The organism is Myxococcus sp. MH1 (assembly GCF_059738865.1).
On the sequence record NZ_AP026947.1, the window covers coordinates 10,708,449 to 10,733,359 of the forward strand.

Annotated in this window: 18 protein-coding genes; 10 read left to right on the forward strand and 8 right to left on the reverse strand. The window is 71.1% G+C overall.

Annotated elements, in window-relative coordinates:
* Nucleotides 1-52: 52 nt before the first annotated feature.
* The 3 genes from AC6JA9_RS42525 to AC6JA9_RS42535 all read right to left on the reverse strand — a co-directional run bounded on the left by AC6JA9_RS42525 (nt 53) and on the right by AC6JA9_RS42535 (nt 4,080).
* Nucleotides 53-508 (reverse strand): type II toxin-antitoxin system VapC family toxin, encoded by a 456-nt coding sequence (locus tag AC6JA9_RS42525; protein ID WP_248543731.1) that lies wholly within the window; start codon nt 506-508, stop codon nt 53-55.
* A complete protein-coding gene (locus AC6JA9_RS42530) occupies nt 505-1,434 on the reverse strand; it encodes a hypothetical protein (RefSeq protein WP_223784180.1) in 930 nt (309 codons plus the stop codon). Before AC6JA9_RS42530 ends, AC6JA9_RS42525 begins: the two co-directional genes overlap by 4 nt.
* A 441-nt stretch (nt 1,435-1,875) precedes the next feature.
* The gene (locus AC6JA9_RS42535) at nt 1,876-4,080 is read right to left on the reverse strand and encodes a phosphodiester glycosidase family protein (protein ID WP_497958867.1); all 2,205 of its coding nucleotides are present in this window, start codon (nt 4,078-4,080) and stop codon (nt 1,876-1,878) included.
* Between the two features lie 379 nt (nt 4,081-4,459).
* Between AC6JA9_RS42535 and AC6JA9_RS42540 the strand changes: the two genes are divergently transcribed.
* Together AC6JA9_RS42540 and AC6JA9_RS42545 are read left to right on the forward strand one after the other, a co-directional pair.
* Nucleotides 4,460-5,290, forward strand: coding sequence for an alpha/beta hydrolase (locus AC6JA9_RS42540; RefSeq protein WP_426748695.1), 831 nt, complete (start codon nt 4,460-4,462; stop codon nt 5,288-5,290).
* 174 nt (nt 5,291-5,464) lie between these two features.
* Nucleotides 5,465-7,051 carry a serine hydrolase domain-containing protein gene (locus AC6JA9_RS42545; protein WP_497958868.1) on the forward strand — a complete coding sequence of 529 codons (1,587 nt, stop codon included), beginning with the start codon at nt 5,465-5,467 and terminating at the stop codon, nt 7,049-7,051.
* Nucleotides 7,052-7,600: 549 nt separating this feature from the next.
* Here the strand turns inward: AC6JA9_RS42545 and AC6JA9_RS42550 are convergent.
* The 3 genes from AC6JA9_RS42550 to AC6JA9_RS42560 form a co-directional block, all read right to left on the reverse strand.
* Nucleotides 7,601-8,863, reverse strand: coding sequence for an RNA polymerase sigma factor (locus AC6JA9_RS42550; protein WP_497958869.1), 1,263 nt, complete (start codon nt 8,861-8,863; stop codon nt 7,601-7,603).
* Nucleotide 8,864: 1 nt separating this feature from the next.
* Nucleotides 8,865-9,260, reverse strand: a complete 396-nt coding sequence (locus AC6JA9_RS42555; RefSeq protein ID WP_223750936.1) for a YciI family protein — start codon at nt 9,258-9,260, stop codon at nt 8,865-8,867.
* Between the two features lie 175 nt (nt 9,261-9,435).
* Nucleotides 9,436-10,818, reverse strand: coding sequence for an FAD-binding oxidoreductase (locus AC6JA9_RS42560; RefSeq protein WP_408888589.1), 1,383 nt, complete (start codon nt 10,816-10,818; stop codon nt 9,436-9,438).
* A 217-nt stretch (nt 10,819-11,035) separates the two neighbouring features.
* Here AC6JA9_RS42560 and AC6JA9_RS42565 point away from each other — a divergent pair, with 217 nt between their 5' ends.
* From AC6JA9_RS42565 to AC6JA9_RS42590, 6 genes are all read left to right on the forward strand, one after another.
* Entirely contained in the window at nt 11,036-11,776 is a 741-nt protein-coding gene (locus AC6JA9_RS42565) for an SAM-dependent methyltransferase (protein WP_223784186.1), read from the forward strand.
* Nucleotides 11,777-11,965: 189 nt separating this feature from the next.
* Complete coding sequence (locus AC6JA9_RS42570) at nt 11,966-12,247, forward strand: hypothetical protein (protein WP_141325103.1); 282 nt, start codon at nt 11,966-11,968, stop codon at nt 12,245-12,247.
* 15 nt (nt 12,248-12,262) lie between these two features.
* Nucleotides 12,263-12,691: a DUF4326 domain-containing protein gene (locus AC6JA9_RS42575; RefSeq protein ID WP_223750933.1), complete on the forward strand. Its 429-nt coding sequence runs from the start codon at nt 12,263-12,265 to the stop codon at nt 12,689-12,691.
* Between the two features lie 200 nt (nt 12,692-12,891).
* On the forward strand, nt 12,892-13,287 hold the full coding sequence (locus AC6JA9_RS42580; RefSeq protein WP_223750932.1) for a hypothetical protein: 396 nt from the start codon (nt 12,892-12,894) through the stop codon (nt 13,285-13,287).
* A gap of 63 nt (nt 13,288-13,350) precedes the next feature.
* Nucleotides 13,351-14,970 carry a sigma 54-interacting transcriptional regulator gene (locus AC6JA9_RS42585; RefSeq protein WP_497958870.1) on the forward strand — a complete coding sequence of 540 codons (1,620 nt, stop codon included), beginning with the start codon at nt 13,351-13,353 and terminating at the stop codon, nt 14,968-14,970.
* Between the two features lie 202 nt (nt 14,971-15,172).
* Nucleotides 15,173-15,607, forward strand: a complete 435-nt coding sequence (locus tag AC6JA9_RS42590) for a hypothetical protein (RefSeq protein ID WP_497958871.1) — start codon at nt 15,173-15,175, stop codon at nt 15,605-15,607.
* Nucleotides 15,608-15,616: 9 nt separating this feature from the next.
* Here the strand turns inward: AC6JA9_RS42590 and AC6JA9_RS42595 are convergent, their stop codons facing one another.
* Together AC6JA9_RS42595 and AC6JA9_RS42600 are read right to left on the reverse strand one after the other, a co-directional pair.
* Complete coding sequence (locus AC6JA9_RS42595; protein ID WP_497958872.1) at nt 15,617-19,459, reverse strand: protein kinase domain-containing protein; 3,843 nt, start codon at nt 19,457-19,459, stop codon at nt 15,617-15,619.
* Between the two features lie 67 nt (nt 19,460-19,526).
* A complete protein-coding gene (locus AC6JA9_RS42600) occupies nt 19,527-20,477 on the reverse strand; it encodes a DUF1152 domain-containing protein (RefSeq protein ID WP_473570079.1) in 951 nt (316 codons plus the stop codon).
* Between the two features lie 78 nt (nt 20,478-20,555).
* On the opposite strand from AC6JA9_RS42600, the gene AC6JA9_RS42605 reads away from it, so the two are divergent.
* Both AC6JA9_RS42605 and AC6JA9_RS42610 read left to right on the forward strand, forming a co-directional pair.
* Nucleotides 20,556-21,515, forward strand: coding sequence for an ornithine cyclodeaminase family protein (locus AC6JA9_RS42605; protein WP_497958873.1), 960 nt, complete (start codon nt 20,556-20,558; stop codon nt 21,513-21,515).
* A 418-nt stretch (nt 21,516-21,933) separates the two neighbouring features.
* Nucleotides 21,934-24,783, forward strand: a complete 2,850-nt coding sequence (locus tag AC6JA9_RS42610; RefSeq protein ID WP_497958874.1) for an Ig-like domain-containing protein — start codon at nt 21,934-21,936, stop codon at nt 24,781-24,783.
* Nucleotides 24,784-24,911 lie beyond the last annotated feature (128 nt).

Consider the following 24,911-nt stretch of genomic DNA (forward strand, 5'->3'; position numbering starts at 1 on the left):
TGGCTCCGAGGGCGTGAGCACCGGCGCAGCGTGCACGTGCCCCCCGCCCCCCTCACCCACCGCTGGACGCCTCGCCGGCAGGTACCGGGTCGAACCAGGAACGTGCCAGCAGGCTCTCGGAGTGCAGCAGGTCGAAGTCCTTGTCGGTGGTCAGCAGCAACGCGCTGACCGCCGAGGCGGTGGCGGCGATCCACAAGTCGTTCTTGCCGAGCACTCGTCCCTTCGACCCACAGAAGACATCGAAGGTCGCGTACCGCTCGAGCACCGCGTCCAGGTGGATGTCCACCACCACGAGCTGCCGAAGCAGCTCGTGAAGCTTCGAGACCTTCTGCGCTCCCCAGGCTCGCTTCTTCGCGAAGGCCAGCAGCTCGCCCACCGTGACGACGGAGACGAGCGGACGGTGGCCCTTGCTCAGCAAGCCATGGACCTCCGCCACCCGCTTGCCGAGCGAGGAGGCCCTCAACAGGTGCACCAGGATGTTCGTATCGAGGAGCACCAGCCCGCTCACGAGAACTCCCGCAGGGCGGCGGACAGCTCCTGCTCCGTCTCCTCACCGGGCCATTGGCCGAAAATCGCGCGGAGGCCCGAGCGCTCATCCTGCGATTGCCTCAACGCGCGCGGGTCCATCGGAGTGAACAACGGCCTTGGGAGCACCGACCAGAGCGCCGCCTGCTGCGCGGACGAGGGCTCGAGGTGCTCCGCCTCGATGCGCAACACCGAGCCGGAGGGACGGAACACGGCCACGCCCGACACGATGACGTTCTGACCAAACGAGGCCGTCACCCTGTCGGACTCCAGACGCTCCCAGACCCCTCGAAGCGCGGCACCGTCCTCCAGAACCAGGGTGAAGAAGCGGTCGCTGTGCCGGATGGCATCCAGCTTTCCCGCGATGCGGATGGCCCGGGGCGGAGGCGTCTGCCGACGCAACCTCACCACACGCTCCACGCCCTCCGCGTCGATGTGGAACGTGTGCCCGTTGACGACCTCGATGCCCTCCACGCCCTGGTCGAGGAGCCTGGAGAACGCACTGAAGGTCTCCACCAGCCCCTCATCGAACCTGTCGCTGTCCGCAACGCCCGCGAGCGCATCCTCGAGCCCCGCCTCGAACAAGTCGACCGCGCTCCCCTCCGCGCCCACGTCGGACAAGGCCTCGCTCGAGCGCAGATGTCCTGGGAGCACCTGCCTCAGGGGCCTCGACTCCACCTTGAAGACACCGGCCTCGGACTGCGGCTCCAGCAGCAGGTCGAACTGCGCGGCGGACCTGAGCCACGAGGGCATGCCTCCGCGAGCGGTGCTGCGTCCCTCAATGCGAAAGCGGAGGGCCCGCTGCGCGCCCTCCACGAAGATGTGCAGCAGGTCCTGGAACAACGGCGCCGAGATTCGCTCCGGATGGACCGCGGCCCCCTTCAGCTTGATTTCATGGAGCAGGCTCATGGCAGGCCTCCAGGATGAAGCCCGTGGAGGACTCGCCGCGAATTCAGGCAAGCAGGCGTCACTTCTGTTTCAAGCATGCATCTCCTCCCTCGCGTGAAGGGAGTCATGCCCGGTGCCACGTCGACCCCGTGTCACTCCTCCCCGCCGCCGGAATGAATCTAGACAGCTCTGGCACCTCGGCCAAAGCGAAGCCGGCGATTGCACGAACGAGGCCCACGGCGTCACACCCGCACGGATGACCGCCCACCCGAGAGGCCGGTGTCCGCACACGAACCTTCCACTGTTTCGAGCAGGCATCCCAGGACGTGGACGCGACATCCCATCCCGGATGAACACGAAACCCGTCAGCGCCGAGAATCCGAGCCTCGGCGTGACGGGCGCATCATCCACATGGCCTCTCGAAGCGGCGCGCCACCCACGCGCCGCCTCGAGCACGTCACGTCACTCCCCCAGGCTGAGCCGCAGGCCGTAGGGGATGGTCTGGTTCTTCGCCCAGCCCGGCTCCACCTTCACCTGGTCGTCGCGCACGAGCGTCGCCGAGTCCGAGCCGTCGAACGACACCGCGTCATCCACGCCGAGCTTCACCAGCGCGTCGCGAATCTCCGAGAGCGTCTTGCCCGGCTTGGAGCCGTCCTCCTGCGCCACCACGTACGTCGTGCCCGTGTCCCGGTCGTAGCCGACGATGACCTTGCCAACCTCCTTGCCCCGCTCCTCCTGCGCACGGAAGCTCTCGTTGTTCCGCTGCGTCAGGTCCCCCGCGAACGCCCCGGGGTCTCCCTTGTCCGGCGCCGCCGCGTCCGTGCCCGGCTTGTACTGATTGCCCACGCCGTACGGCGTGCCGTCGATGATGACCGGCACCGCGCCACCAAACGCCAGGTTCGCGTCCTTCGGCGGATCCCCCTGCCCGAACTTCATGCCCGAGTCCGTCCACGCCGCGTAGAAGCGGTCCGGATCCGAATTTCCCGCAATCACCTCGCCGTTCTTCACCACCTGCCCCACCGGGTTCGTCCCCCACGCGGCGAAGTCGTAGAAGCTCGTGTTGACGATGGTGTCACTGCCCGGCTGCTTCCCCGCCGCCTGCGCCTCCTCGGTGAACGACGGCGAGAGCCCGAGCACGTCCGCCACACTGCCCCCGTTCTCCACCAGCGACGCCTTCGGGTTCCTCATCGCGACGACGTGGATGCCCCCGTCCTCGAACTCCACCGGCTGACGCGGGTTCGCCTTCAACGTCTCCGACACCGACACCGCCAACCGCTCGCCGTCCTCCGGCGTCGTCGGCAGCTTCAGCTGCTGCGTCTCCGCCGAGCGCTGCGCCTCGCGCTGGAGCACGTCCACCGTCGCGCCCTTGCGACTCAACGTGATGTCGCCGTTGCCCGGCAACGCGTGCCCGTCCGTCCCCGCGCCCGGCAGCCGCGCGTACGACGCGTCGTCCACCACGTGGATGCCGACGCCGCGCGCGTCCAGGTCCTCCAGCGCCTTCTTGCCCTCGGGCGTCGAGCCCAGCTCGGTGCGCAGCCGCTCCACGGACGCCTTGTTCGCCGCGTCCGCCAGCTCCTTCGTCTTGGCGGCATGGGCCTCGAGGAGCTCCTGCCTCAGCCCCATGTTCTGCGGCAAATCCTTGGGCGGCCCCGCCTTCACGTGCGCGTCGTAGCGGTCCCACGCCTGCTGCTCGGCCGGGCTCGCGTCCGCCACCATCATGTTCCGCAGCTCGGGCGACAGCTTCGCCTTCTCCAGCTCCGCGGCGCGCTCGGGCGAGCCCGGCGGCGTGTCGAAGATGCGCTGGGCGTCCGTCGCCGGCACGCTGCCCACCTCCTGGTACTGCGGCTGCGCCTTCTTGTACGCCTCCATGGACTCGTACGACTGGTTCGTCGTCGGGTCCAACACCTGCTCGCCCTGGCGCACCACCACGTGTCCCGTCTGCCCCTCGGCCCCCGGCCGCTGGTCCTGCAGGAACACCATCTCCGAGCGCGCACGCAGCTCCGGCGATGCCTTGTCCACCCAGTCCGCCGCCACATCCAGGCAGTTGACCTTCCCGTCCTTCGCGTCCTCCGTCAGCAGCGTGGAGCCCTCCGCGCTCCCCGTCGGCGAGGGCACGTTGCCCAACAGCTTGTCCATGCCCTCCTTGCGCGGCGCGGCGTCGAACGACGACACGTCCGACGTGGCGGCCCTCGGCTTCACGCCGTTGACGCTCTTGTCGTCGAACGGCTGCGCCAGCCCCTGCTGCGTCGCCAGCACGTTCGCCTGACCCATGGCGCCCTGCGCCTGCCGGGCCGTCCGCGCCGCCTTCTCCTCCGCGGCCCGCAGCGCCTCCTCGGTTTTGGATGCGCGCTGCTCGGCCGCCTTCTGGGCCTTGGCCGCCGCCTCGGCCTCCTTGCGAGAGGCCTTCTGCTCCTCGGGCGTCTGCCCAGGCTGCTGGGCCTGCTGCTTCGCCTTCGCCGCTTCCGCGCGAGCCTTCTCCTGCGCGAGCCGCGCCGCCTCCGCGGCCCTGCGGGCTGCCTCCGCCGCCTTGCGCGCAGCTTCCGCCGCCTTGCGCGCAGCCTCGGCCCGCTGCCGGGCTTCCTCGGCGCGTCGTGCCGCGTCCGCTCCAGATGCCCCCGAGGACGAACCTGTCGAAGAGCCACCCCGAATCGACGTCGTGCCGCCCATCAGTCACCCCTTTTCGCGAATCGAGACCGTCTACCGATTCTCGTTCCTACGAATTCCGGAGTTCCTAGGGACGCTCGCCGAGCCCGATTTAGTTGCCCGCGAGACAGGACCTCGCGTCGAACGGTCGTTGCGTATCGTGGCTTTCCACGAGGCGCAGCAGCCCGCGCAGCCATCGTGCGGGCCTCGAGACCGAAGAACGACCCCGCGCGCGATGCTGAAGACGCTCGGCACCGCCACGAAGCAGCCCCTCCGGATTGTTTCCAGAACGGAAACAGTGCTCTTCCCAGGAGCCCGTTTTTCGCCCCGACCCGAATCCGTACTGTTCCCCTCGTCAACGCCGCACACCGCGCCGACGCGGTGAACCAAGAGGGAGCACGTCATGAGCGCCACCGTTCAGCAGACCCAGGGCCAGCCGGATACCATCGTCCTCATCCACGGCATGTGGATGACGCCGCGCAGCTGGCAGGGCTGGATTCAGCGCTACGAGAAGGCCGGCTACCGCGTCATCGCCCCGACGTGGCCGGGGCTGGAGGGCGGAGTCGAGGCGCTGCAGAAGGACCCGACGCCGCTCAACAACCTGGGCGTGAAGGACATCGTCGACCACTACGAGCGCATCATCCGCGCGCTGCCCACCCCGCCCATCCTCATGGGCCACTCGTTCGGCGGCGCCTTCGTGCAGCTGCTGTTGGACCGGGGCGTGGGCGCGGCGGGCGTGGCCATCCACTCGGCGCCCGTGAAGGGCGTCTACACGCTGCCCTTCACCACCATCAAGTCGACCGCGTCGACGCTCCTCAACCCCGCCAACGTCAAGCGCCACGCGCCCATGACGCCCGAGCAGTTCCACTACGCCTTCACCAACACGCTGACGCAGGAGGAGTCGGACGAAATCTACCGCACCCAGTACATCCCCGGCTCGGGCCGGGCGCTGTTCCAGGGCGCGCTGGCGAACCTGACGCCGCGCTCGGAAGTCACGGTGAATCTGCGCAACGACGCGCGCGCCCCGCTGCTGTTCCTCTCGGGTGACCTGGACGTCATCCTCCCGGCCAGCATCCAGCGCGAGAACGCGAAGCGCTACGCGAAGTCGAGCGCCGTCACGGAGTACGTGGAGGTGCCCGGCCGCTCGCACTACACCGTGGCCCAGCCCGGCTGGGAGGCCATCGCGGACCAGGCCTTGAGCTGGGCCGTGGAGCACGCCGCCGCCCGCAACTGAAGGTCCCTGTCGTGAAGAAACCCGGGGAGTGTCCCCACGCGCGTCGCCTGGCGACCCAGGGTCGACGCTCCCCGGAGGATTCGGGAGTTCCTCACGGCGCTCGTCGAGGCAATCATGTGGAACCCCGTGCGTACCCACCCGGTTATCGCGCGAGTCCCCCAGGAATCCCCATCCATGTCCCGACTTCCGTCTCTCCGCCTCGCCGCCGTGTCCCTCTCGGGCACGCTCGCGCTCGGTCTGCTCACCGGCGCGGCTCCCTCCAAACCCCAGACGCAGTGGCTGTCGCGTCCCGCGGAGGCCGCGCGCGTGGCCCGCGTGGAGGAGGGCCTGCCCGCCATCGCGCTGCCCGGTGAGACGCCGCGGCACCTGTCGCTGCCGCAGTGGATGGAGCTGTACAAGGTCCCCGGTCTGAGCCTCGCCGTGTTCGACCAGGGCAAGCTCGTCTGGACCAAGGCCTATGGCGTCAAGCAGGCGGGCGGAGATGAGCCCGTCACCGTCGACACCCTCTTCCAGGCCGCGTCCATCAGCAAGCCCGTCACGGCGATGGCCGCCATGCACCACGCCGAGAAGCACAAGTGGTCGCTCGATGAGAACGTCAACGACAAGCTGGTGTCGTGGAAGCTCCCCGACAACGACTTCACGAAGGAGCAGAAGGTCACCCTGCGCCGGCTGCTCTCTCACACCGCGGGCACCACCGTGCATGGCTTCGCGGGCTACGCCGTCGACGCGCCCCTGCCCACGGTGCAGCAGATTCTCGATGGGGAGAAGCCCGCCAATTCGTCGGCCGTGCGCGTGAACACCGTGCCTGGCACGCTCACCCGCTACAGCGGCGGCGGCACCACCGTCGTCCAGCAGTTGCTCGTCGACCAGTTGAAGAAGCCGTTCCCCCAAATCATGAAGGAGACGGTGCTCGCGCCGCTCGGGATGAAGGACAGCACCTTCGAGCAGCCCCTGCCCGCGTCGCTCGCCTCGCGCGCCGCCACCGGCACCACCCCCGACGGCAAGCGCGTCCAGGGAGGCTGGCACGTGTACCCGGAGCTGGCGCCCGCTGGCTTGTGGACGACGCCGTCGGACCTGGCGCGCGCCGCGCTGGAGATGTCCAAGGCCACCAAGGGCCAGTCGAAGCGCGTGGTGTCGCAGGCCATGGCGAAGCAGATGCTCACCCGTCAGCCCGAGTCGAAGTCCTTCGGCATCGGCTTCTTGCGAAACCCGGGGCAGGACTGGTTCGGCCACGGCGGCGCGAACGAGGGCTACCGCGCCCTGCTCGTGGCCTTCGCCGAGTCCGGTAGCGGCGTGGTCATCATGACCAACTCGGACAACGGCTCGCGACTGTTCGAGCGCATCATGGCCAGCGCCATCTCCGTGTACGGCTGGAAGGGCTACACCGTCGAGCCCGAGCACCCCTCGGTGACGGTGGACCTGCTGGTGCGCACGAAGAGCGTCGAGGACGCCATCGCGTGGTTCAAGGCGCGCAAGGCGGAAGCGCCCCAGGACGAGAAGCTGTCCGCGGACGTTCTCAACGAGCTGGGGTACTCGCTCTTGCGAGAGGGGCAGCAGGCCGACGCGCTGAAGCTGTTCGAGGCCAATGTCGCGCTCTTCCCCCAGGACGCCAACGCGCACGACAGCCTGGGTGAGGGCTACGTGGCCGCGGGTCGCAAGGCCGAGGGCGCCGCGAGCTACCGCAAGTCGCTGGAGCTCAACCCGAAGAACGACAACGCGCGCAAGGTGCTGGAGACCCTCGGCGCCGCGACGACGAAGTAGTCCGCCCGGGGTGTCACCGGGGCGAAGACGGTGCTCTCTTTCCTGGAGCCCGTCCTTCGCCCTGGCGTGCATCGGTATTGTTCCCCTCGTCAACGATGCACACGGTGACGGCGGCCTCCTCGGCCAGCATCCAGCGCGAGCACGTGAGGTCGCGCGGCGGCCGACGAGCGCAATACCGTGCCGCTGGGAGACCCTCGCGGAGCAGGCCGTCGAGAGACGGAGGCTCCTGTCCTGAAGGAACCCCGTCGAGGGCCCCTCAGGCGCGTCACCTTCGGAGTCGACGCGCCGCGGAGGGTGGAGGGCACGTTCGGCTTCGTCACCAACGAGGCTCTCGCGGTGCCGCGCTCCGAGCCGACTCGCCCCCGAGGAGGGCCCGTTCGTCAGTGGCGAGCTTCGTCACCCATGAAGCACTCGCGGTACCTCGCTCCGGACCGCCCGCGCACTGAGTCGCCCTCCATCATCGACCCTGCGCTCCATGCGACGGGTTGGCGCGAGGCCTGACATGGGACTGGGTCGCCCGCGCAGTTTGGCGATGCGCTGCACGTCCGACTACAGGCCCGCGGACTCGCTCAACCGCGCGGCCTGCAGCAGCAGATAGTCGCGCTCCGGCAGGCTCGTGGTGCGCTCGGCGGCCTTGCGGTAATGCACCACCGCCTTCGCGGGCTCACCGGCGCGCTCCAGCAGGTGCGCGCGGACCGCGTCCAGCCGGTGGTTCCCGCCGAGCCGCCCGCTCTTGTCCAGCACGTCCAGCAATGTCAGCCCCGTGCGAGGCCCATGCACCATCGCCGTCGCGATGGAGTGGTTGAGCGCCACCATCGGGTTGTCCGTCAGTCCCATCAACACGCCGTAGAGCGCGAGAATCTGCGGCCAGTCCGTGTCCTCGGCGCGCGCCGCCTCGTCGTGCACCGCCGCGATGGCCGCCTGCACCTGGTACAACCCCAGCGAGCCCTTCGACAGCGTGGCCGAGATGAGCGCCACGCCCTCGGCAATCATCGCCGCGTCCCAGCGTCCCCGGTCCTGCGCGTCGAGCGGAATCAGCTCTCCCGAGGGCCCCGTCCTCGCGGCCCTCCGCGCATCCGTCAGCAACATCAGCGCGAGCAGCCCCGCCACCTCGCCGTCCTCCGGCAACACCGTGTGCAGCATCCGTATCAGACGGATGGCCTCGCCCGACAGGTCCGTGCGCAGCACCTGGGCCCCGGAGGTCGCCGCATACCCCTCGTTGAAGATGAGGTAGAGCACGTGCAACACCGCGCCCAGCCGCTGCGCGGTCTCCTCCGGCGTGGGCTTCTGGAACGGCACCCCGGAGGTGTGGATGCCCTGCTTGGCGCGGCTGATTCGCTGCGCCATCGTCGCCTCGGGGACGAGGAACGCCCTGGCGATCTCCGCCGTCGTCAGGCCGCCCACCGCGCGCAGCGTGAGGGCAATCGCCGAGGTCGTCGTCAGCGCCGGGTGACAGCACATGAAGAGCAGCGCCAGCGTGTCGTCGCGCCCCATGGACTCGTCCCCCATCACGGGCAGGACGAGCTGGAGCTCCGGCGGCACCATGCTCACCACCAGCTCCTCCCGGTGGCGTCGGGCCGCCTCGGCGCGCACCTGGTCGGTGATGCGCCGGGAGGCCACCTGGATCAGCCAGGCGCGCGGGTCCTCCGGCACGCCGCCCTGAGGCCATTGCATCGCGGCCGCGAGCAGCGCCTCCTGGACCGCGTCCTCCGAGGCTCCGAAGTCACGGAACCGTCGGAGGATGGCGCCCAGCACCCTGGGCGCGTGCTCGCGCAGCAGGGACTCGATGGGGTGGCGGGCCTGGGACTTCACGTCACAGGAACTCGGGAGGAGGACCGCTCATCACCTGCCGGACCTCGATGTCCATGTTCATCGGCTTGCCCGCGAGGCCCGGCGCGGCGGACGCCTCGGCGGCGATGGCATAGGCGCGCTCGGGGCTGTCCACCTCCACCAGCCAGTAGCCCACCAGGAACTCCTTCGACTCGGGGAAGACGCCGTCGGTGATGGGCTTGCCGTCCGCCCCCGCCTTCACGCGCTTCGCCTGGTCCGGCCCGGCCAGCCCCTCGGCCGCCAGCAGCTCTCCCGCGGAGGAGAGCTTCTTCGCGAACGACACCATGAACGCGATGTGCGCCCGGATGTCCTCCTTCGGCCAGTTCATCATCGCGTACGGGCCCTGACCGGCGTGGTTCATCATCAGCATGTACTTCATGGGTGGCTCCCTCTTTCCGTGTCGGCCGCGCCCCGGAATCGGGGTGCGTTCACCCCTATGTCGAAGCTGCGGAGAGCTTCTCGACATGCCCCCGAAAATACCCGGTGATTTCCTCCCGGTGGGCCGCAAGCCCTCGTCATTCCAGGGGAATCCGTGCCCCTGGGAGGGGTGAGGCTCAGAGCACCTTGCCCGGATTGAGGATGCCGAGGGGGTCCATCGCGGCCTTGAGGCGGTGGTGCAGGCGCAGGCCCTCCTCGCCGAGCTGCCGCCCCAGGAAGGGCTGCTTCAGCGCCCCCACGCCGTGCTCGCCGGTGATGGTGCCGCCCAGGTCCAGCGCGGCCGCGAGGATGTCATCGAACGCGCCGCGTGCCCGGATGAGCGCCGCGGGGTCCTGGCGGTCGAAGACGACGGTGGGGTGCATGTTCCCATCGCCCGCGTGGCCGAAGGTCCCCACGAGCACCCCGCGCTCGGCGGCGATGCGCTCCACGGCGGCGAGCAGCTCGGGGATTCGGGACAGGGGCACGCCCACGTCGTCGAGCAGCGTGGCGCCTTGTCGCTCGAGCGCGGGATAGGCGAGGCGGCGCGCGGTGAGCAGCAGCTCGCCCTCCGCTTCATCGGTGGAGTGGGTGACGAAGGTCGCGCCCGCGGCCTCGCAGACGGCCGCCATGGTCTCGATTTCCGCCACGCCCTGGTCGCCGCCCGCGTCCGAGCGCGCCAGCAGGAACGCGGCCGCGTCCACGTCCAGGCCCAGGGGTTTGTACGCCTCCACGGCGCGGCAGGTGGCCTGGTCCATCAGCTCCAGCATGGACGGGCGCGTGCGCGCCATGATGTCCGTGACGGCCGAGCCCGCGCCCGCGAGCGTGGGGAAGGTGGCGACCAGCGTCGTCGCCCTGGGGGGCTTGGGGCGAAGGCGCAGCGTCGCCTCGGTGATGACGCCGAGCGTGCCCTCCGAGCCGACGAACAGCCGCGTCAAATCGTAGCCCGCGACGTTCTTCACGGTGCGCCCGCCGGTGCGCACCACCGAGCCGTCCGCGAGCACGACCTCCAGCCCCAGCACCGCATCCCCGGTGACGCCGTACTTCACGCAGCACAGGCCGCCGGCGTTGGTGGCCAGGTTGCCGCCCAGGCTGGAGAACTCCCAGCTCGCCGGGTCCGGCGCGTACCAGAGCCCGTGCGCCGTCGCGGCCGCCTTCACCTCCGCGTTCAGCACGCCCGGCTGCACGACGGCGAGCATCCCCTTCGCGTCGACCTCCAGCACCCGGTTCATCCGCATCAGCGACAGCACGATGCAGCCCTCCAGCGCGTTGGCGCCGCCGGACAGTCCGGAGCCCGCGCCCCGAGGCACCACCGGGACCTTGTGCGCCGAGGCGACCTTGAGCACCGCGCGCACGTCCTCCGTGCAGGTGGCGCGCACGAGGACGCCAGGGGTGCCCGCGGGGGCCCACTCGGCTTGATCACGCCGGTGCGCCTCCAGCACGTCCGCGTCGGTGACGAGGGCATCAGCGGGGAGCACGGCCGTGAGCTCCCGCACCAGGGCTGCGTTCGTGTCCTTCGTCATGGGGTGCCCTCGCGGCCGCGTAACGATTTTTGAAGCCGAGGCGCCGTTTCTAACGATTTCTACAAAGCCCTAACGATTTCCTGGGCAAAAGCCCTTTCTCTAACGATTTCTAAACCCGGTGCGGAGCACCTGCCGCCGGCTCCCGCGCCCTGAGCCTTCGACGCGCAGACGCCCACGGCCCCTCGCGCGGATTCGGCTAACCTCCGCCTCACGCGCCATGGCCGAGGACGCCTCCACCCCGACGACATCCCCCCGGCTGTCCTTCCCCCGGCTCCTGCTCGTGCGCCTCTGGAGCCTGTGGCTGGACGCGGTGAACCGGGCGGCGGACCTGGCCGTCCTCGTGTGGCGCCCACGACTGCTCGGCCCCGCGCTGTCCCTGTGGCTGCGCGAGCTGCTCGTGTCGCCCTACCGGCCGCGTCGCTCCTTCGAGGTGGTCCGCCTCCTCCAGTCCAGCGGCCAGGGCTTCGACGAGCTGATGTACGGCGAGACGCCCGTGCACACCGCCCTGTCGCTCTTCCAGCGGGCCGGGCTCACCGCCCACGGCCACCTGGTGGACCTGGGCGCCGGACGCGGCCGGGCCCTGCTCGCCGCGCGCTGGCTGGGCGCCCGGGCCACGGGCATCGAGCTGCTCGAGGAGCACGTCACCCTCGCCTCCGGCCCCCTGTCCCGGGCCGGCGCCGTGCTGCGCCAGGGCGACGCGGCCCTGGCCGACCTGGGCGAGGCCACCCATGTCCTCGTCAACTGGACGGCCCTGTCCCCCCAGACGCGCACCCGACTCGTCGCCCGCCTGCGCACCTGCCGCCCCGGCACCCGCGTCCTCACGATGACGCGCCCCATCGAGGCCCCGGGCTTCACCGTGCGCTCCCGACACCGCGCCCTCTTCACCTGGGGCCTCGAGCCCGTGTGGATTCACGAAGTCCCGGACTCCACCGCCCAGGTCCCGACTTCCACCGCTTGAGAATCCCCGCCCGTCCGAGGGAGTGGGCGCACCCGACCCTCCAGTGGCTTCCTCTCGTGGGCCTTACTGTCTAGTCTCGCCGGTCCGATACCGGCCGGCAGGACCCGGGCGCGGTGCGTCCCTCTTTCCGTGCCGGATGACCCGGGCCCCGGACCTCCCCCTTCCGGGGCCCCACAGGAGCAGACTCAGATGAAGGCTTGGATGGCCGTGGCGATGCTGGCGGTGGTTCCCCTCGTCGGATGCGGTGGCTCGCGTGAGCTGAACCGCGCGCGCGCCGAGACGAACGTGCTGAAGAAGACCACGGAGGAGCTGCGCTCGGAGAACGAGGCGCTGAAGACCAAGGTGACCGAGCTGGAGGGCGAGGTGGCCAGCGTCACCAAGGAGCGCGATGACCTGAAGGCCGCCGTCGAGCAGGCCGCCGCCGAGGCCGCCGCCGCTGCCCAGTCCGCCGGCAAGAAGCGCAAGAAGTAGTCGGGGGACCCGCCGATGACCGGGGCGCGCACCCAGGCGGTCCATGTCCACGACGGCTGCGACGTGTACGTGGGCCGGGCCTTCCGCGCGTGGGCGAAGCCTGGCCCCACCAACCCCGTGCCCGGTCGCTTCGGCAACCCCTTCAAGCCCGGTGGCGTCGGCACCCCGGGCGCCCTGTGGAAGAAGTACTTCGCCCCCTGGGTCGCCGGGCTGCCGGGCGCGGAGCCACAGCGCATCCACGAGGAGGCCCTCCGCCGCATGGGGCCCAACGTGGATGCCTTCGAGTCCTTCCGCTGGTACCTGGAGCTGCGCTCCCGCCATGACGCCGCCTGGCGCGAGGACGTGCTCGCCCTGCGCGGCAAGCGCCTGGGCTGCTGGTGCAAGCCCGGCCCCTGTCACGCCGACGTGCTGGTGTCCTGGCTGGACTCGCGCGCGAAGCGCTGAGGCCCCACGCGCCCGTGTCGACATGTCGGGCTCGCGCTCCGACGTGTCGGAAGCCGTGTCGACCCGGCTGTCGGAGGCTGTGTCGACGGGGTTCTCCCTCGGAGGACCGGGCTCGGGGCGCGCGGCACACGCGCTGCAGTGAGGGCAGGCACCGGGGGCACACGAGGCCCCTGGCCCATCCCTTCCCATTGGAGTGCGCCATGCCCGAAGTGAGCGTCGAGAAGCCGACCCAGACGAAGCCCGGCCCCGAGTCCACCGAGAGCCTCACCGCCACCATCGTCAACCAGACCTCGGGCGACCTGGTGCTGGTGAAGTCCATCACGAACCAGCAGTGGACGCAGCCGCCCCCGAGCGTCATCCCGTCCGGACAGTCCGGCCGCTTCATCAGCCCCGGTGACTTCAGCAACCCCTCCACCGGCTATGTGGTGTACCAGGCGTCCGCGGTGAACAACGCCACCTTCACGCTCAACTGGGACATCCCCTCGGTGGGCCCCAACAGCTTCAGCTGGCCGACGACGCCCGGGCTGGTCGCGAACGAGAGCGGCTCGCTGAGCGGCTGGAACATCTCCGCGTCCTGGTTCGTCAGCGCGGGCTGAGGCGTGCGGGCGGGCCCGAGGGCCTCATGCTCCCGACTCGGCTAGCATGAGGCCCCGGCCACCATGTCTCCGACGCTCGCCGATGTGTCCACCGCCGCCATGCCCCAACGCGGTGGAGGTCCGCAGGGGCCTCGCCTCGTGCCCGCGCTGACGCTCGTCTCCCATCCCGTGCCCGCGCGCGTCGGAGAGCGGCTCCGACTGGATGCGCTCGTGGCGGGACGCGAGGTGGCGCTGTCTCGCAACGCGCCGGACTTCACGCGTCCCGGGTCCGCGCTGGGACAGCCGCTGAACGACCCGTTCATCAGTCGCAAGCCGTTGACGTTCGCCCCGGGCTCGAAGCCGGGGAGCGTGCGGCTGACGTGCACGGCCGGTGGCGAGCGCGTGGTCATCGCCGGCTCGGCGCTGGAGGGCACCTGGGAGCTGTCGGAGGCGGAGCTCCTCCAGGGTGTGCCGCTCGAGCTGGGCGGGCGCGTGGTGGTGCTGCTGCACCTCATGGACGCGGCGGAGGACTCGGCCACGGTGGACACGCTCGGCATGGTGGGCGAGAGCACCGGAGTGCGCCGGCTGCGTCGACACATCGAGCGCGTGGCGGACCTGGATGTGCCCGTGCTCATCCGCGGCGAGACGGGGACGGGCAAGGAGCGCGTGGCCCAGGCCATCCATCAGCGCAGCCGACGACGCGACAGCCGCTTCCTCAGCGTCAACCTGGGCGCCATCCCGAAGGAGCTGGCCGCGGCGGAGCTGTTCGGTACGCAGAAGGGCGCGTACACGGGCGCAGCGCAGAGCCGCGAGGGCTTCTTCCGCGCGGCGCATGGGGGCACCCTCTTCCTCGACGAGGTGGGCGAGGCGCCGCCCGAGGTCCAGGTGATGCTGCTGCGCGTGCTGGAGACGGGCGAGCTGTATCCCGTCGGCGGCACCACGCCGGTGGCCGTGGACGTGCGACTGCTCGCCGCCACGGATGCGGACCTGGACGAGCGCATCCGCGATGGTCGCTTCAAGGCGCCGCTGCTGCACCGGCTCGCGGGCTACGAGGTGCATGTGCCTCCGCTGCGCGAGCGGCGCGAAGATTTGGGCCGGCTGTTCTTCCACTTCGCCCGTGAGGAGCTGGCATCGCTGGGCGAGGCGCATCGGCTGGACAACGAGGACGCGTACGCGGCGCCGTGGCTGCCCGCGCCGCTGGCGACCCGGCTGGTGCGCTTCCCGTGGCCGGGCAACATCCGGCAGCTGCGCAACCTCGCGCGGCAGCTCGTCATCGGCAGCCGGGGTGAGCCGACGCTCCAGGCCGAGCCTCGACTGGAGCACGAGCTGGAGGTGGCCGCGGCCTCGACCCCCGGGGCCTCGGTGTCTTCGCCCGAGCCCGTCGCGGAGCTTCGGGCCCCGGCGACACCACGTCGCAAGGCCTCACAGGTGACGGAGCAGGAACTGCTGGCCGCGCTGCGCGAGCATGCGTGGGACCTGAAGGCCACCGCCGAGGCGCTGGGCATTCCCCGGCCGTCGCTCTACGACCTCATCGACAAGAGCCCGAACCTGCGCACCGCGGGCGACCTGCGCTCGGACGAGATTGCCCAGGCCTACGAGGCACACGGCGGTGATTTGGACGCGATGGCCCGAGCGCTGGAGGTGTCTCGCAAGGCGCTGGGCCGGCGCATGAAGGAGCTGGGCCTGACACCGCGCGGGGAGTGACACACGCTCCCGCGTGGCACGGTGCATGCTGTCTCCGCGTGCATCGCGACATGTGTCGATGGGAGGGAACGTGAGGAACGGAAGCTGGGTCCTGGGAGTGTTGCTCGTTGCGGGCTGGGCGGCGTGCGCGTCACGGACGCGTGAGACAGTCGGCGCGCCGGAGTCGAACCCACGGCAAGCACAGGAGGACGGCCTGCCCCGCTTGCAGCAGACCGATGGAGGCTGCGCGGTGGACCCGTGTCTGGCGGGAGACTCGGGCTGTCTGGGCATCGCCGTGGAGACCGGGAGCGTGGGGAAGCGGTTCGACCCGAAGCCCGGCGCGAAGGGCTGGACGCTGTGCTCCGGTCAGGGACTCGAAATCACCTCCGACCTGGACAAGGACCTGTGCATCGACCTGCGCGACGTGCGCTCGACCGCGGATGGGGGCGTCGTCGCCCTGACGAAGCTGCGGAGCAAGGGCGCATGGTCCGACCCCAACCTGCCCTCGGGCGAGTACTGCCTGAGCATCTGTGACGACAAGGACGACCACTGCGCGCAGGGCTGCAAGGACTCCGACTGCGTCACGGATGACCAGACCATCCGCGGCAACCTCGATGTCGTCACCAAGGTGCCCGAGCCCACCGGGGAATCCGACTGAAGCGCCCCCTCACCGCGACTCCGCCACGGAGAGCAGCGGACTCCACGCGCGCGTGAGGTGCGGATTGTCGCCGAGCGCGCGGGACAACAGCTCGCGCGCCTCTGAATGGGTGCTCCCTGTCTCCGTCGAGGCCAGGAGCAACCCGGCGCGCAAGGCCCGCGCTCGTGGCCACGTGGGCCTCGCCGCGAGGACCTCCTGCGTGAGCACCCGCCCACGCTCCAGCCGCCTGGCGTCACTCGCACCGGGCCGCTGTCCCCATGACAGACAGAAGCGCGCGAAGGCCAGGCGGTGCTCGGGCTGGGTGGGCTCCAACGCGAGGGCCTGTTCGAACGCATGCTCGACCTGCGTGAGCGACTCCGCGTCTCCCTTCGCGAGCGCCTCGAGGGCCAGCGCCTCGCCCAGCTCCCGCCACGCCTGGGCCTGCTTCGGATTCAGCGTCAGCGCGCGACGCAGGGCCTGGACGGCCTCCGTCAGCACCGGCTCCACCGGCTGTCGCCGCGCGCGCCTCCACTCGGCCTCCGCCAGGAGCGCCGTGCCCAGGTTCATCCACGGCGGGGCCAGGTCCGGCACCTTCTCCAGCGCGTCCTTCAGCGCGACGCGCGCCGCCTTCACCTCGGCCTCGGGAGAGCGCCCCTCCAGCACTCGCATCCGCGCGCGCCACGCGTGGACCTCGCCCACGTTGTTCTGTCCGTAGCCCTGGGCCGGCGCCAGCGCGATGGCCTGCTCGAACGACTTCAGGGCCTCGCGCAGCGACGGCTCCGGGTCGCCCCCGCGCTCCCACGTGTCCTTGGCCTGCTCGAACCCCACCGTGCCCAGGCCGTTGTGCAGCGGAGGCAGCCTCGGGTTGATGGCCACGCCGCGCAGATACGCCTCACGGGCCCGCAGCAACGTCGGCCTCACGTCCGCGCCCGAGTCGCGCTGCCTCGTGGCCCGCGCCAGGTGCACCTCGCCCTCGTAGAACCAGGGCACCACGTGCGCGGGGTTGAGGGTCCGCGCGCGCTCCAGGGCGGAGGCGGCCCTGTCCAGGTCCTCCACGGGGCTCGGCGCCCGGGGATTCGTGGCGCGCGCGAGGTACTCGGTCCCCAGGTTGATCCACGCCTCGGGCCGCTTCGCGTCCAACGCGACCGCGCGCTCGTGCGAGTCGATGGCCCGCTGCCGATAGGGCAGCGAGTCGCCCCCCACGCCGTCCTCGTGGTCCGCCCACACGCGGAACACCTGCCCATGGTCGGCGTGGAAGTCGTAGTCCCACGTCTCGGGGCTCGCGCGGTCGAAGGCGGCGACGGCCTCGCGCAGGGAGTCCCGAGGGTCCAGCCCCTTCTCCTGCCGCAGCCGGGCCCGCTGCCAGTGCACCAGGGCCAGCTCATGCAAGCCCTGGAGTCGCAGCGGCGACAGCGCCATCGCCCGACGCGCCGAGGTCAGGGCCTTGTCCAGCAGCGGCTCCACCTCACCGCCCCGCCGGGCGTGATGCTCGGCGAGGCGCCGGTGGAAGCCCGCCTCCAGCTCATGGGCCTCCGCGTCGTCCGGCGCGAGCAACAGCGCCTGGGACACCGCCGCCATGCCCCGCTCGTAGTGAGGCGCCACCTCGCCCTGGCCATACAGCGCGAGCAACAGCGCCCAGCCCTCCAGGCGCGCCCGCGCGAGCGCCACGGCGGGCACGCTGCGACCGATGTCCGCCGCGTGCGCATAGGCGCGCCGTGCCTCCTCCAGGTCCGCGAGCGCGCCCTCCCGCTGTCCCGTGTTCCAGCGACTCGCGGCCCGCGTCACCAGGATGTCCCCGCGCAGCAACGGGGCCTCGTGGAACCAGGGCGGTCGCGAGCCCGGCGCCTCCAGCTTCGCCAGCGCCTCGTCGAGGCGGTTCTCCAGGAACGCGAGCAGCGCGGCCACGTACTCCGGAGAGGGAACCTGGGCCCCTTCGCTCCGGCGCAGGAAGTCGCGCGCCGTCTCACCGAAGCGACGGGTGGCGTCGTGGAGCCGCTTCGCGCGGGTCGTCTCGTCCCGGGTCCGCTCGGCGTCCAGTCGCGCGCGCTGGTACAGGTGGCTCAGGACCAGGGCCAGCGAGTACGCCACGCGCGGCTCGGTGTTGCCCGCCCGCCACGCCGCATCCAGGTGATGGTGCGCGAGCAGGTCGTCCCCGAGCGCGAGGTGTGCGCGCCCCAGCGCATAGTGTCCGGGGCCATCCGCCATGGGCCCCGCCTCGCGCATCGCGGCCTCCAGCTCACGCATGCGCTGGCGCAGGGCCTCGCGGTCCGCGCGCGTGTCGTGCGCGGGAGCGATGCCCGTGTAACGGACCTGGGCCTCGATGCGCTCCACCTGCTCCGTGAACCGGCGGGCCAGGGCCTCTCGCTGGGAGACCTCGCGACGGGCGAGCACCCCCTGCCCCAGCGCGAGCGACACCACGACGAGCGCCCCCGTCCCCAATGCCACGGAGCGACGGTGCCTGCGCAGCCACTTGCGCGCGCGGTAGCCCGGACCGGTGCGCGCGAGCACGGGCGCGCCATCGAGGAAGCGGGACAGGTCCTCCGCCAGCTCACGCGCCGAGCCGTACCGCGCGGAACGGTCCTTCTCCAGGCTCTTGAGGGTGATGGCCTCCAGGTCCACGGGGATGTCCGCGTCCAGGGCCCGCGGAGGACGCGGCTCCACGGTGGCGATGTTGCCGAGCACCTCCAGCCCGTTCTCACCCGGGATGGGCGCGCGCCCCGTCAACAGCGCGTAGAGCGTGGCGCCCAGGCCGTACACGTCCGCGCGGCGGTCCAGCCGGGTGACCTCCCCTCGGGCCTGCTCGGGCGACATGAAGTGCGGCGTGCCGAGCACGGTGCCCGTCGCGGTGGCGCTCTCCTTCCAGTCGCGCGCGAGCCCGAAGTCCATGACGTACACGGACAGCTCGCCGTCGGCGGAGCGCTCGACCAGGATGTTGGCGGGCTTGAGGTCGCGATGGATGAGCCCGGCGCGATGCGCGGCGTGCACCCCCTCGGCGGCGTCGCGCAGGACGCGGGCCTTCTGCTCGACGCCGAGCGACTCCACCAGCGACTGGAGCGGCAGCCCGTCCACGTAGCGCATCGCGATGTAGACGCGCCCCTGGACCTCGCCGACCTCGTACACCTCGCAGACCCGGGGATGGGAGACGCGCGCCTGCGCACGGGCCTCCGCGACGAACCGACGCGCGAGCTCCGGCTCGTCCCCGCGCACGAACTTCAGCGCCACGTGACGATGCAGCCGCGCGTCCCACGCGAGGAACACGCGGCCCATGCCGCCCTGGCCGAGGAAGCGCACGGGGGAGTAGCGCTCCCAGCCCGGCACCGGGAACGCGGGCACGTCGACGTCGGCGTCGGCGGGCACCCGCCCGGATGGCACCTCCGCGCCGAGCCTGTCCGAGGCACCCGGCGGGCTCCCGCCTGGGAGGCTGAGCGTGTCGTCAGCGGCCGGCGCGCCTCCGGGGCGTACGTGGACGACCTCCGCCGCGACAGCGACAGCGACCGCCACGGGAGCCCCTGGCGTCAACGGCTCGCGACGCTCGAGCGCGGGAGTCACGGACGCAACCGGGGAGGCCCCTGGGGCCACCGCCGCCTCGCGCCCGTTCATCGCCGAGGGCACACCGTCCGCTCCGGCGCGCCCGAGCCCGGACGTGGCCCGCCCGCCCGGCGCCGCGAGCGCGCCCTCCCGCGACTCCACCGGCTCGCACAGCCGCACCAGCGACGCATACGTGTCCTCGGAGAGCCGGCCTCGCGCCCGGAGCAGCTCCAGTGGGCGCTGTCCCAGCCGCGCGGCCTCGGCGCGCAGCACCTCCACCTCGTCGCGAGCGAGGAGTCCCTCGGCGACCGCCTGCCGCAGCTGCGCTTCGTCCTGCTCGCTCACGCTCGCGCGCTCCTCGGGCCCGAGGCCCTCCCCGCGAGCCTACCGAAATGCGCGCACGCCTCGCGCGTCACACCGGGATGTCCATCCACGGCCGGATGGGACGCTCCTCGCGGAACTTCTCGATGACCTCGCTCATCTCCCACGGCGTCCGCGTGTCCGCGAGCGCCTCCAGGTACAGGCACCTGCGCGCCACCGCCGACAAGTCGAACGCCCAGTACATGCTCATCAGCGGGTTGATCCACAGCGTGCTGCCCTGCGTCCGCACCGTGCGGTGCACGTCGCCGTACTCGCCCTCCAGCGCGGACACCACGGAGAGCGAGACGATGCTCGGGGCCCTCGGCATCCGCTCACACACGAACGACACCGCGTCCTTGTACCGCGCCACCTCCGGCATCGACTCCAGCAGCGCGGTGACGCCCAGGTAGCCCCCGTCCTTGCTGAGCGCGGCCACCGACTCCAGGAAGTGCGCGTGACAGACCCCGTGGTGCCGGTCCACGCCGAAGCCCAGACACACCACCAGCTTCGTCATCTCCGGCAGCGCCTGCACCGCGCCCAGGCTGGAGATGTCCTCCACCGGCGTGCCCAGTCCGACCTCATCCCCGCGCATCAGGATGTCCGTGCCCCCATCCACCAGCACCACCGCGTCGAACCCGAGCCGCGCGTGCAGGGACGCGTACGCCTCCCGCACCGGCGCCACGCCGCCCCGGTCCAGGCAGTGGATGGACACCTCCTCCCCCTGACGCGCGAACCAGCGCGCCAGCCACCCCTCCGGGAAGTAGTGCTCCGGCCCCGCCGTGGTGGCGTCCACGCGGACCACCCCTGGCGCCGTCCACTCTCCCTGGACGGCCTCCAGCCGCGTGAAGCTCATGTTCGCCAGCGACACCGTCTTGCCCTGCGTGCGCAGGCGGAAGTACAGCGGCAGCCCGCTGAACACGTCGAAGCCTCCACCCCCCCCGGCGATGAGCACGTGGCGGGCGGAGGCGAGTCGCTCGAACAGCGGAGAAGTGCACAAGTCCACGACGGGAGCTCCCTTCACCGGGCCCTGGCGCATCACCCACAGGGCGGCGTACCGACACCTCCGGTATATAGCGCCGCCATGTCCACCCTCATCCTCAGCGCGAAAGAGCTGCGCGGTCTCTACACCGTCGAGCTCGGCCTCCAGGCCGTCGAGAAGGCCTTCCGGGCCCACGGCCGTGGCGAGTCGCTCATGCCGCCCAAGGTGTACCTCTCCCTGCCGCAGTACGACGGCGACTTCCGCGCCATGCCCGCGTTCCTCGACGGCGCGGCCGGCGTGAAGTGGGTCAACGCCCATCCCCAGAACCCCAAGAAGCACGGCCTGCCCACCGTGCGCGCCCTCTACATCCTCAGCGACCCGGACACCGCGTCCCCGCTCGCCATCCTCGACGGCACGTGGCTCACCGCGTGGCGCACCGGCTGCGCCGGCGGCGTCGCGTCCAAGTACCTGGCGAAGCCCCAGCCCCGCACGCTCGGGCTCGTCGGCTGCGGCGTGCAGGCCCGCGTCCTCATCGACGCGCACCGCGCCCTGTTCGGGGAGCTGGAGCTGCTGCTCGCCGATGCCTCCGACGCCGCCGCGAAGGCGCTCCAGGCCGAGAAGGGCGGCCGCGTGGTCAGCCTCCAGGAGGCCTCCGGCGCGGACATCGTCTGCACCTCCACGCCCTCGCGCACCCCGGTGGTGAAGCGCGAGTGGCTCAAGCCCGGCGCCCACATCAACGCGATGGGCGCGGACGCCCCCGGCAAGCAGGAGCTGGACCCGCGCATCCTCACCGAGGGCCGCGTCTTCATCGACGACACCGAGCAGGCCCTGCACTCCGGCGAGGTCAACGTCCCCCTGCACGACGGCCTCCTGCGCGCCGAGCAGATTGCCGGCACCCTCGGCGAGGTCGTCGCCGGCAAGAAGCCCGGCCGCGCCGGGGAGGAGATCAGCATCTTCGACTCCACCGGCCTCGCGCTGCAGGACGTGGCCCTCGCCCGCGCGCTCTACGACGTCGCCCGGGCCCAGGGCGTCGGCCAGACGCTCGACATCGTCGGAGGCTGAGGTCCGGCACTTCCGGTCCCCCCCTCGCGCGAGCAGACCCTCTCGCGCGAGGCCGCTGTCTCCGCTCGAGCGCGCCCTGTGCTCGCGGCCCCGTGACGGGGGCGTCACGGAAGTCCCACTTGCGGGTCTTTCCAGACCCCTCCGGGCACGCCGCCCTCCCACGAACGGTGGGTGTCACTTAAAACCCCGTTATCACTGAAACTGTCCGATTTTCGGTGACTGGACAATTTCAACCACTGTGGAGTATTTCACGAATACGCGCTGCCTGTGGGGGGGCCAAACGACATCCTGAAGGAGCTGACCTGGGAGGATGACCTTTAGTCATCCGCCCGGAGAGGCCGGATTGCGTCCAGGCGCCCCGGAGGTGACGCGCCCAGTGCCAATGCCTGGCACCGGCCCTTCGCCTGTCCGGAGACCCATGTTCCACCCCGCCTCGTCGCGGCGTGTCGCGCGTCCGTCGGCCCTCGTCGGCCTCGTGACGCTGCTGCTCGCCTTCCTGTCCACGCCTGCCTCCGCGCAGACGCAGACCAACGCCCAGGCCACCCAACGGGCCATCAACTTCCTCAGCTCGGATGTGGCCACGTGGGTGTCGGCCAACGGCTGCGCGGCATGCCACCGCGTGGGCGCATCGACGTTCGGCCTGGCCGCGGCGCGGGCCAACGGCTACGACATGAGCGTCGTCGTCTCGAACGGGCGGACCAACCAGTACAACCTGGAGTTCCTCGGCCAGCGCATCAAGACGGAGCAGCTGGCGAACGGCTCGTGGATTCACGAGGGCACGTCGTTCCGCAACGAGAAGACGTCCTACTCCACGTTCGGCCTGGCCGGGTACGACCAGTACGTGTCCACGCAGTACAGCGCGGGGCTGGTGGCGGCGGCCAACTGGGCGCTGCTCACGCAGGAGGCCAGCGGCCGGTGGCCGTCGGACCACGCCAACTTCCCGGTGGACCACGGCAGCGTGCCCACCACCGCGCGCATCATGGTGGGCATCGCCCAGGCGAAGCAGCGCGTGGACCCGGCCCGGGCCGCGCAGTACCAGACCGCCCTGGACCGCGCCGCCGCCTACCTGCGCGCCAACCTGGACAACGCGGACCAGTCCGCCACGGGCAACGGCATGCCGTACACCTTCCAGGTGGCCTGGGCCGTGGTGGGCCTGAAGGCCGCGGGCCCTGGCCCCTCCAACGTGAACACCACCGCCATCGACACGCTGGCCAACCGGCTGCTCACCCGCGCCTCGCCCGGCAACCCGGGCTGGGGTGACCTGCCCAACACGGCCGCCAACGACATGTCCACCGGCAGCGCCATCTACGCCCTGTGCCTGGCCGGCCGCGAGCCCGCCACGGACCCGCGCGTGCGCAGCAGCATCGAGTGGCTCAAGACGCGCCAGTCCGCGGACGGCAGCTGGCGCACGGGCTCGGCCACGTTCGACATCCCCACGACGTTCGCGGCGCTGGGCCTGTCCTGCTACGGCGACTTCAGCGTGCACGTCACGGTGGTGGGCGAGGCGCGCAAGGAGCTGGTCATCGGCTCGCAGCAGGGCCAGCAGACGACGTTCACCTTCAACGTGAAGAACCACGGCTACCAGGCGGACACGTACACGCTGAGCACGTCGGGCGGGCTCCCCGGCTGGGCCTCCTTCCCCAACCCCGTCAGCCTCTTCCTGCCCGCGGGCGGCGAGGGCACCGTCACCGTCACCGTCAACGCGCCGGCGAACCTGCTGCCCGCGCTCACGAGCGAGTTCACGCTCACCGCCACGTCCGGCGGCGCCCCGGGGGTGTCCGGCTCCGCGCGCGTCAACACGTACACGCCGCCCCTGCCGCCCGTCACGGGCCTGGCCACCACGACCACCATCCAGGCGCCCGCGGTCAACGCGCACATCACCATCGGCACGGGCAACGTGCTGTCGGCGCGCGTGCGTGACGCCAACAACAACCCCGTCGTGGGCCCCACCCACGGCGTCGTCACGTTCTACGTGGCCGGCGTCCCGGTGGGCGCGGACGCGGACGTCAACGCGGACGGCCTGTTCACCTTCGACTGGGTGCCGCCTTCCGACGCGTGGACGGTGACGGGCGCGCAGGACTTCCGCGCGGTGTACTCGGGCATCGAGCGCCAGGCGCCGCTGTCCAACCTGCTGGGCAGCACCGACGCGCGCACCGTCATCATCGACCCGTTCCCGCACCTGACGCCGTCGGTCACCATCGGCAACCCGCCCGCCTTCACCCGCGAGACGACGCTGGACATCTGGGGCTACGCCACACCGCGCGCGCCCGGCGCGGTCGTCACCTACGCGGCCTTCATCATCAACGGCGCCACCGTCATCCCGCTCACGCCGGGCAACGGCGGCCTCATCTACACGACCATCACCCTGCAGGAAGGCCCCAACATCATCCAGCTCACCGCACGCGACAGCTTCGGCGGGGTGACGACGAAGCAGGTCAACCTCACGGTGGACCGCGTGCCGCCCATCCTGACGGTGCAGTCGCCGGTGAACGGCGCGGCGCTGGGCCAGCTCAACGTGACGGTGACGTCGTCGGTGCAGGACCAGACGCCGGTGCGCGTGGAGACGCAGTGGGTGGCGTCGTCCATCCTGGAGTTCGGCAACGGCACGGTGGAGCACACGGTGCCCATGAACTACGGCGACCAGGTCATCCTGGTGCGCGCCACGGACAGTGCCTTCAACGTGACGGAGAAGCTGGTGTTCATCTGGGTGGACCCGGGCACGCCCATCGTCTCCACCAACCCCGGTGACAACCAGCTCTTCGGCGCGCAGCCCAACCACCAGCTGACGTACACGGTCAACGTGCAGTCGCTGTCCGCCACGACGGTGCGCATCAACGGCGGCGCGGCGCTCTCCGTGGCCCGCGGCGGCGGCGCGGTGCAGAGCACGCTGACGCTCAGCCCGGGCGTCAACAACCTCTCCATCGTCACGCTGAGCGAGACGGGCGTGTCCACCACCACCACGCGTCGGGTGAACTACGACGTGCAGGCCCCCACCGCCACGCTGCTGTCGCCCGCCTCGGGCGCCACGGTGGGCGGCACCATCACCCTGCGCGCGCGCGTCACCGACAACTTCGGCCCCATCACCAACGTGGGCTTCAGCCGCGACATGTCCGGCATCCGCCCGGGCACGCAGCAGGCGAACGGTGACTGGACGGCGACGCTCGACACCACCGAGCTGCTGGACGGCTCGCACACCGTCGACGTGTGGATGAGCGACGGCGTGGGCAACTCCACGGTCCAGCGCTTCAACTTCTTCGTCGACAACTGATGCACCCGTAGGTCCGGGGTGGCCTCTTCACGGGAGGCCACTCCGTTGCTCCGGGTGGGCCCGGCCGCACGGCCGTCTCAGGCCCGCGGCGCGACGCGGGGGCCGCCAGGCCACCCCGAGCTGTCACG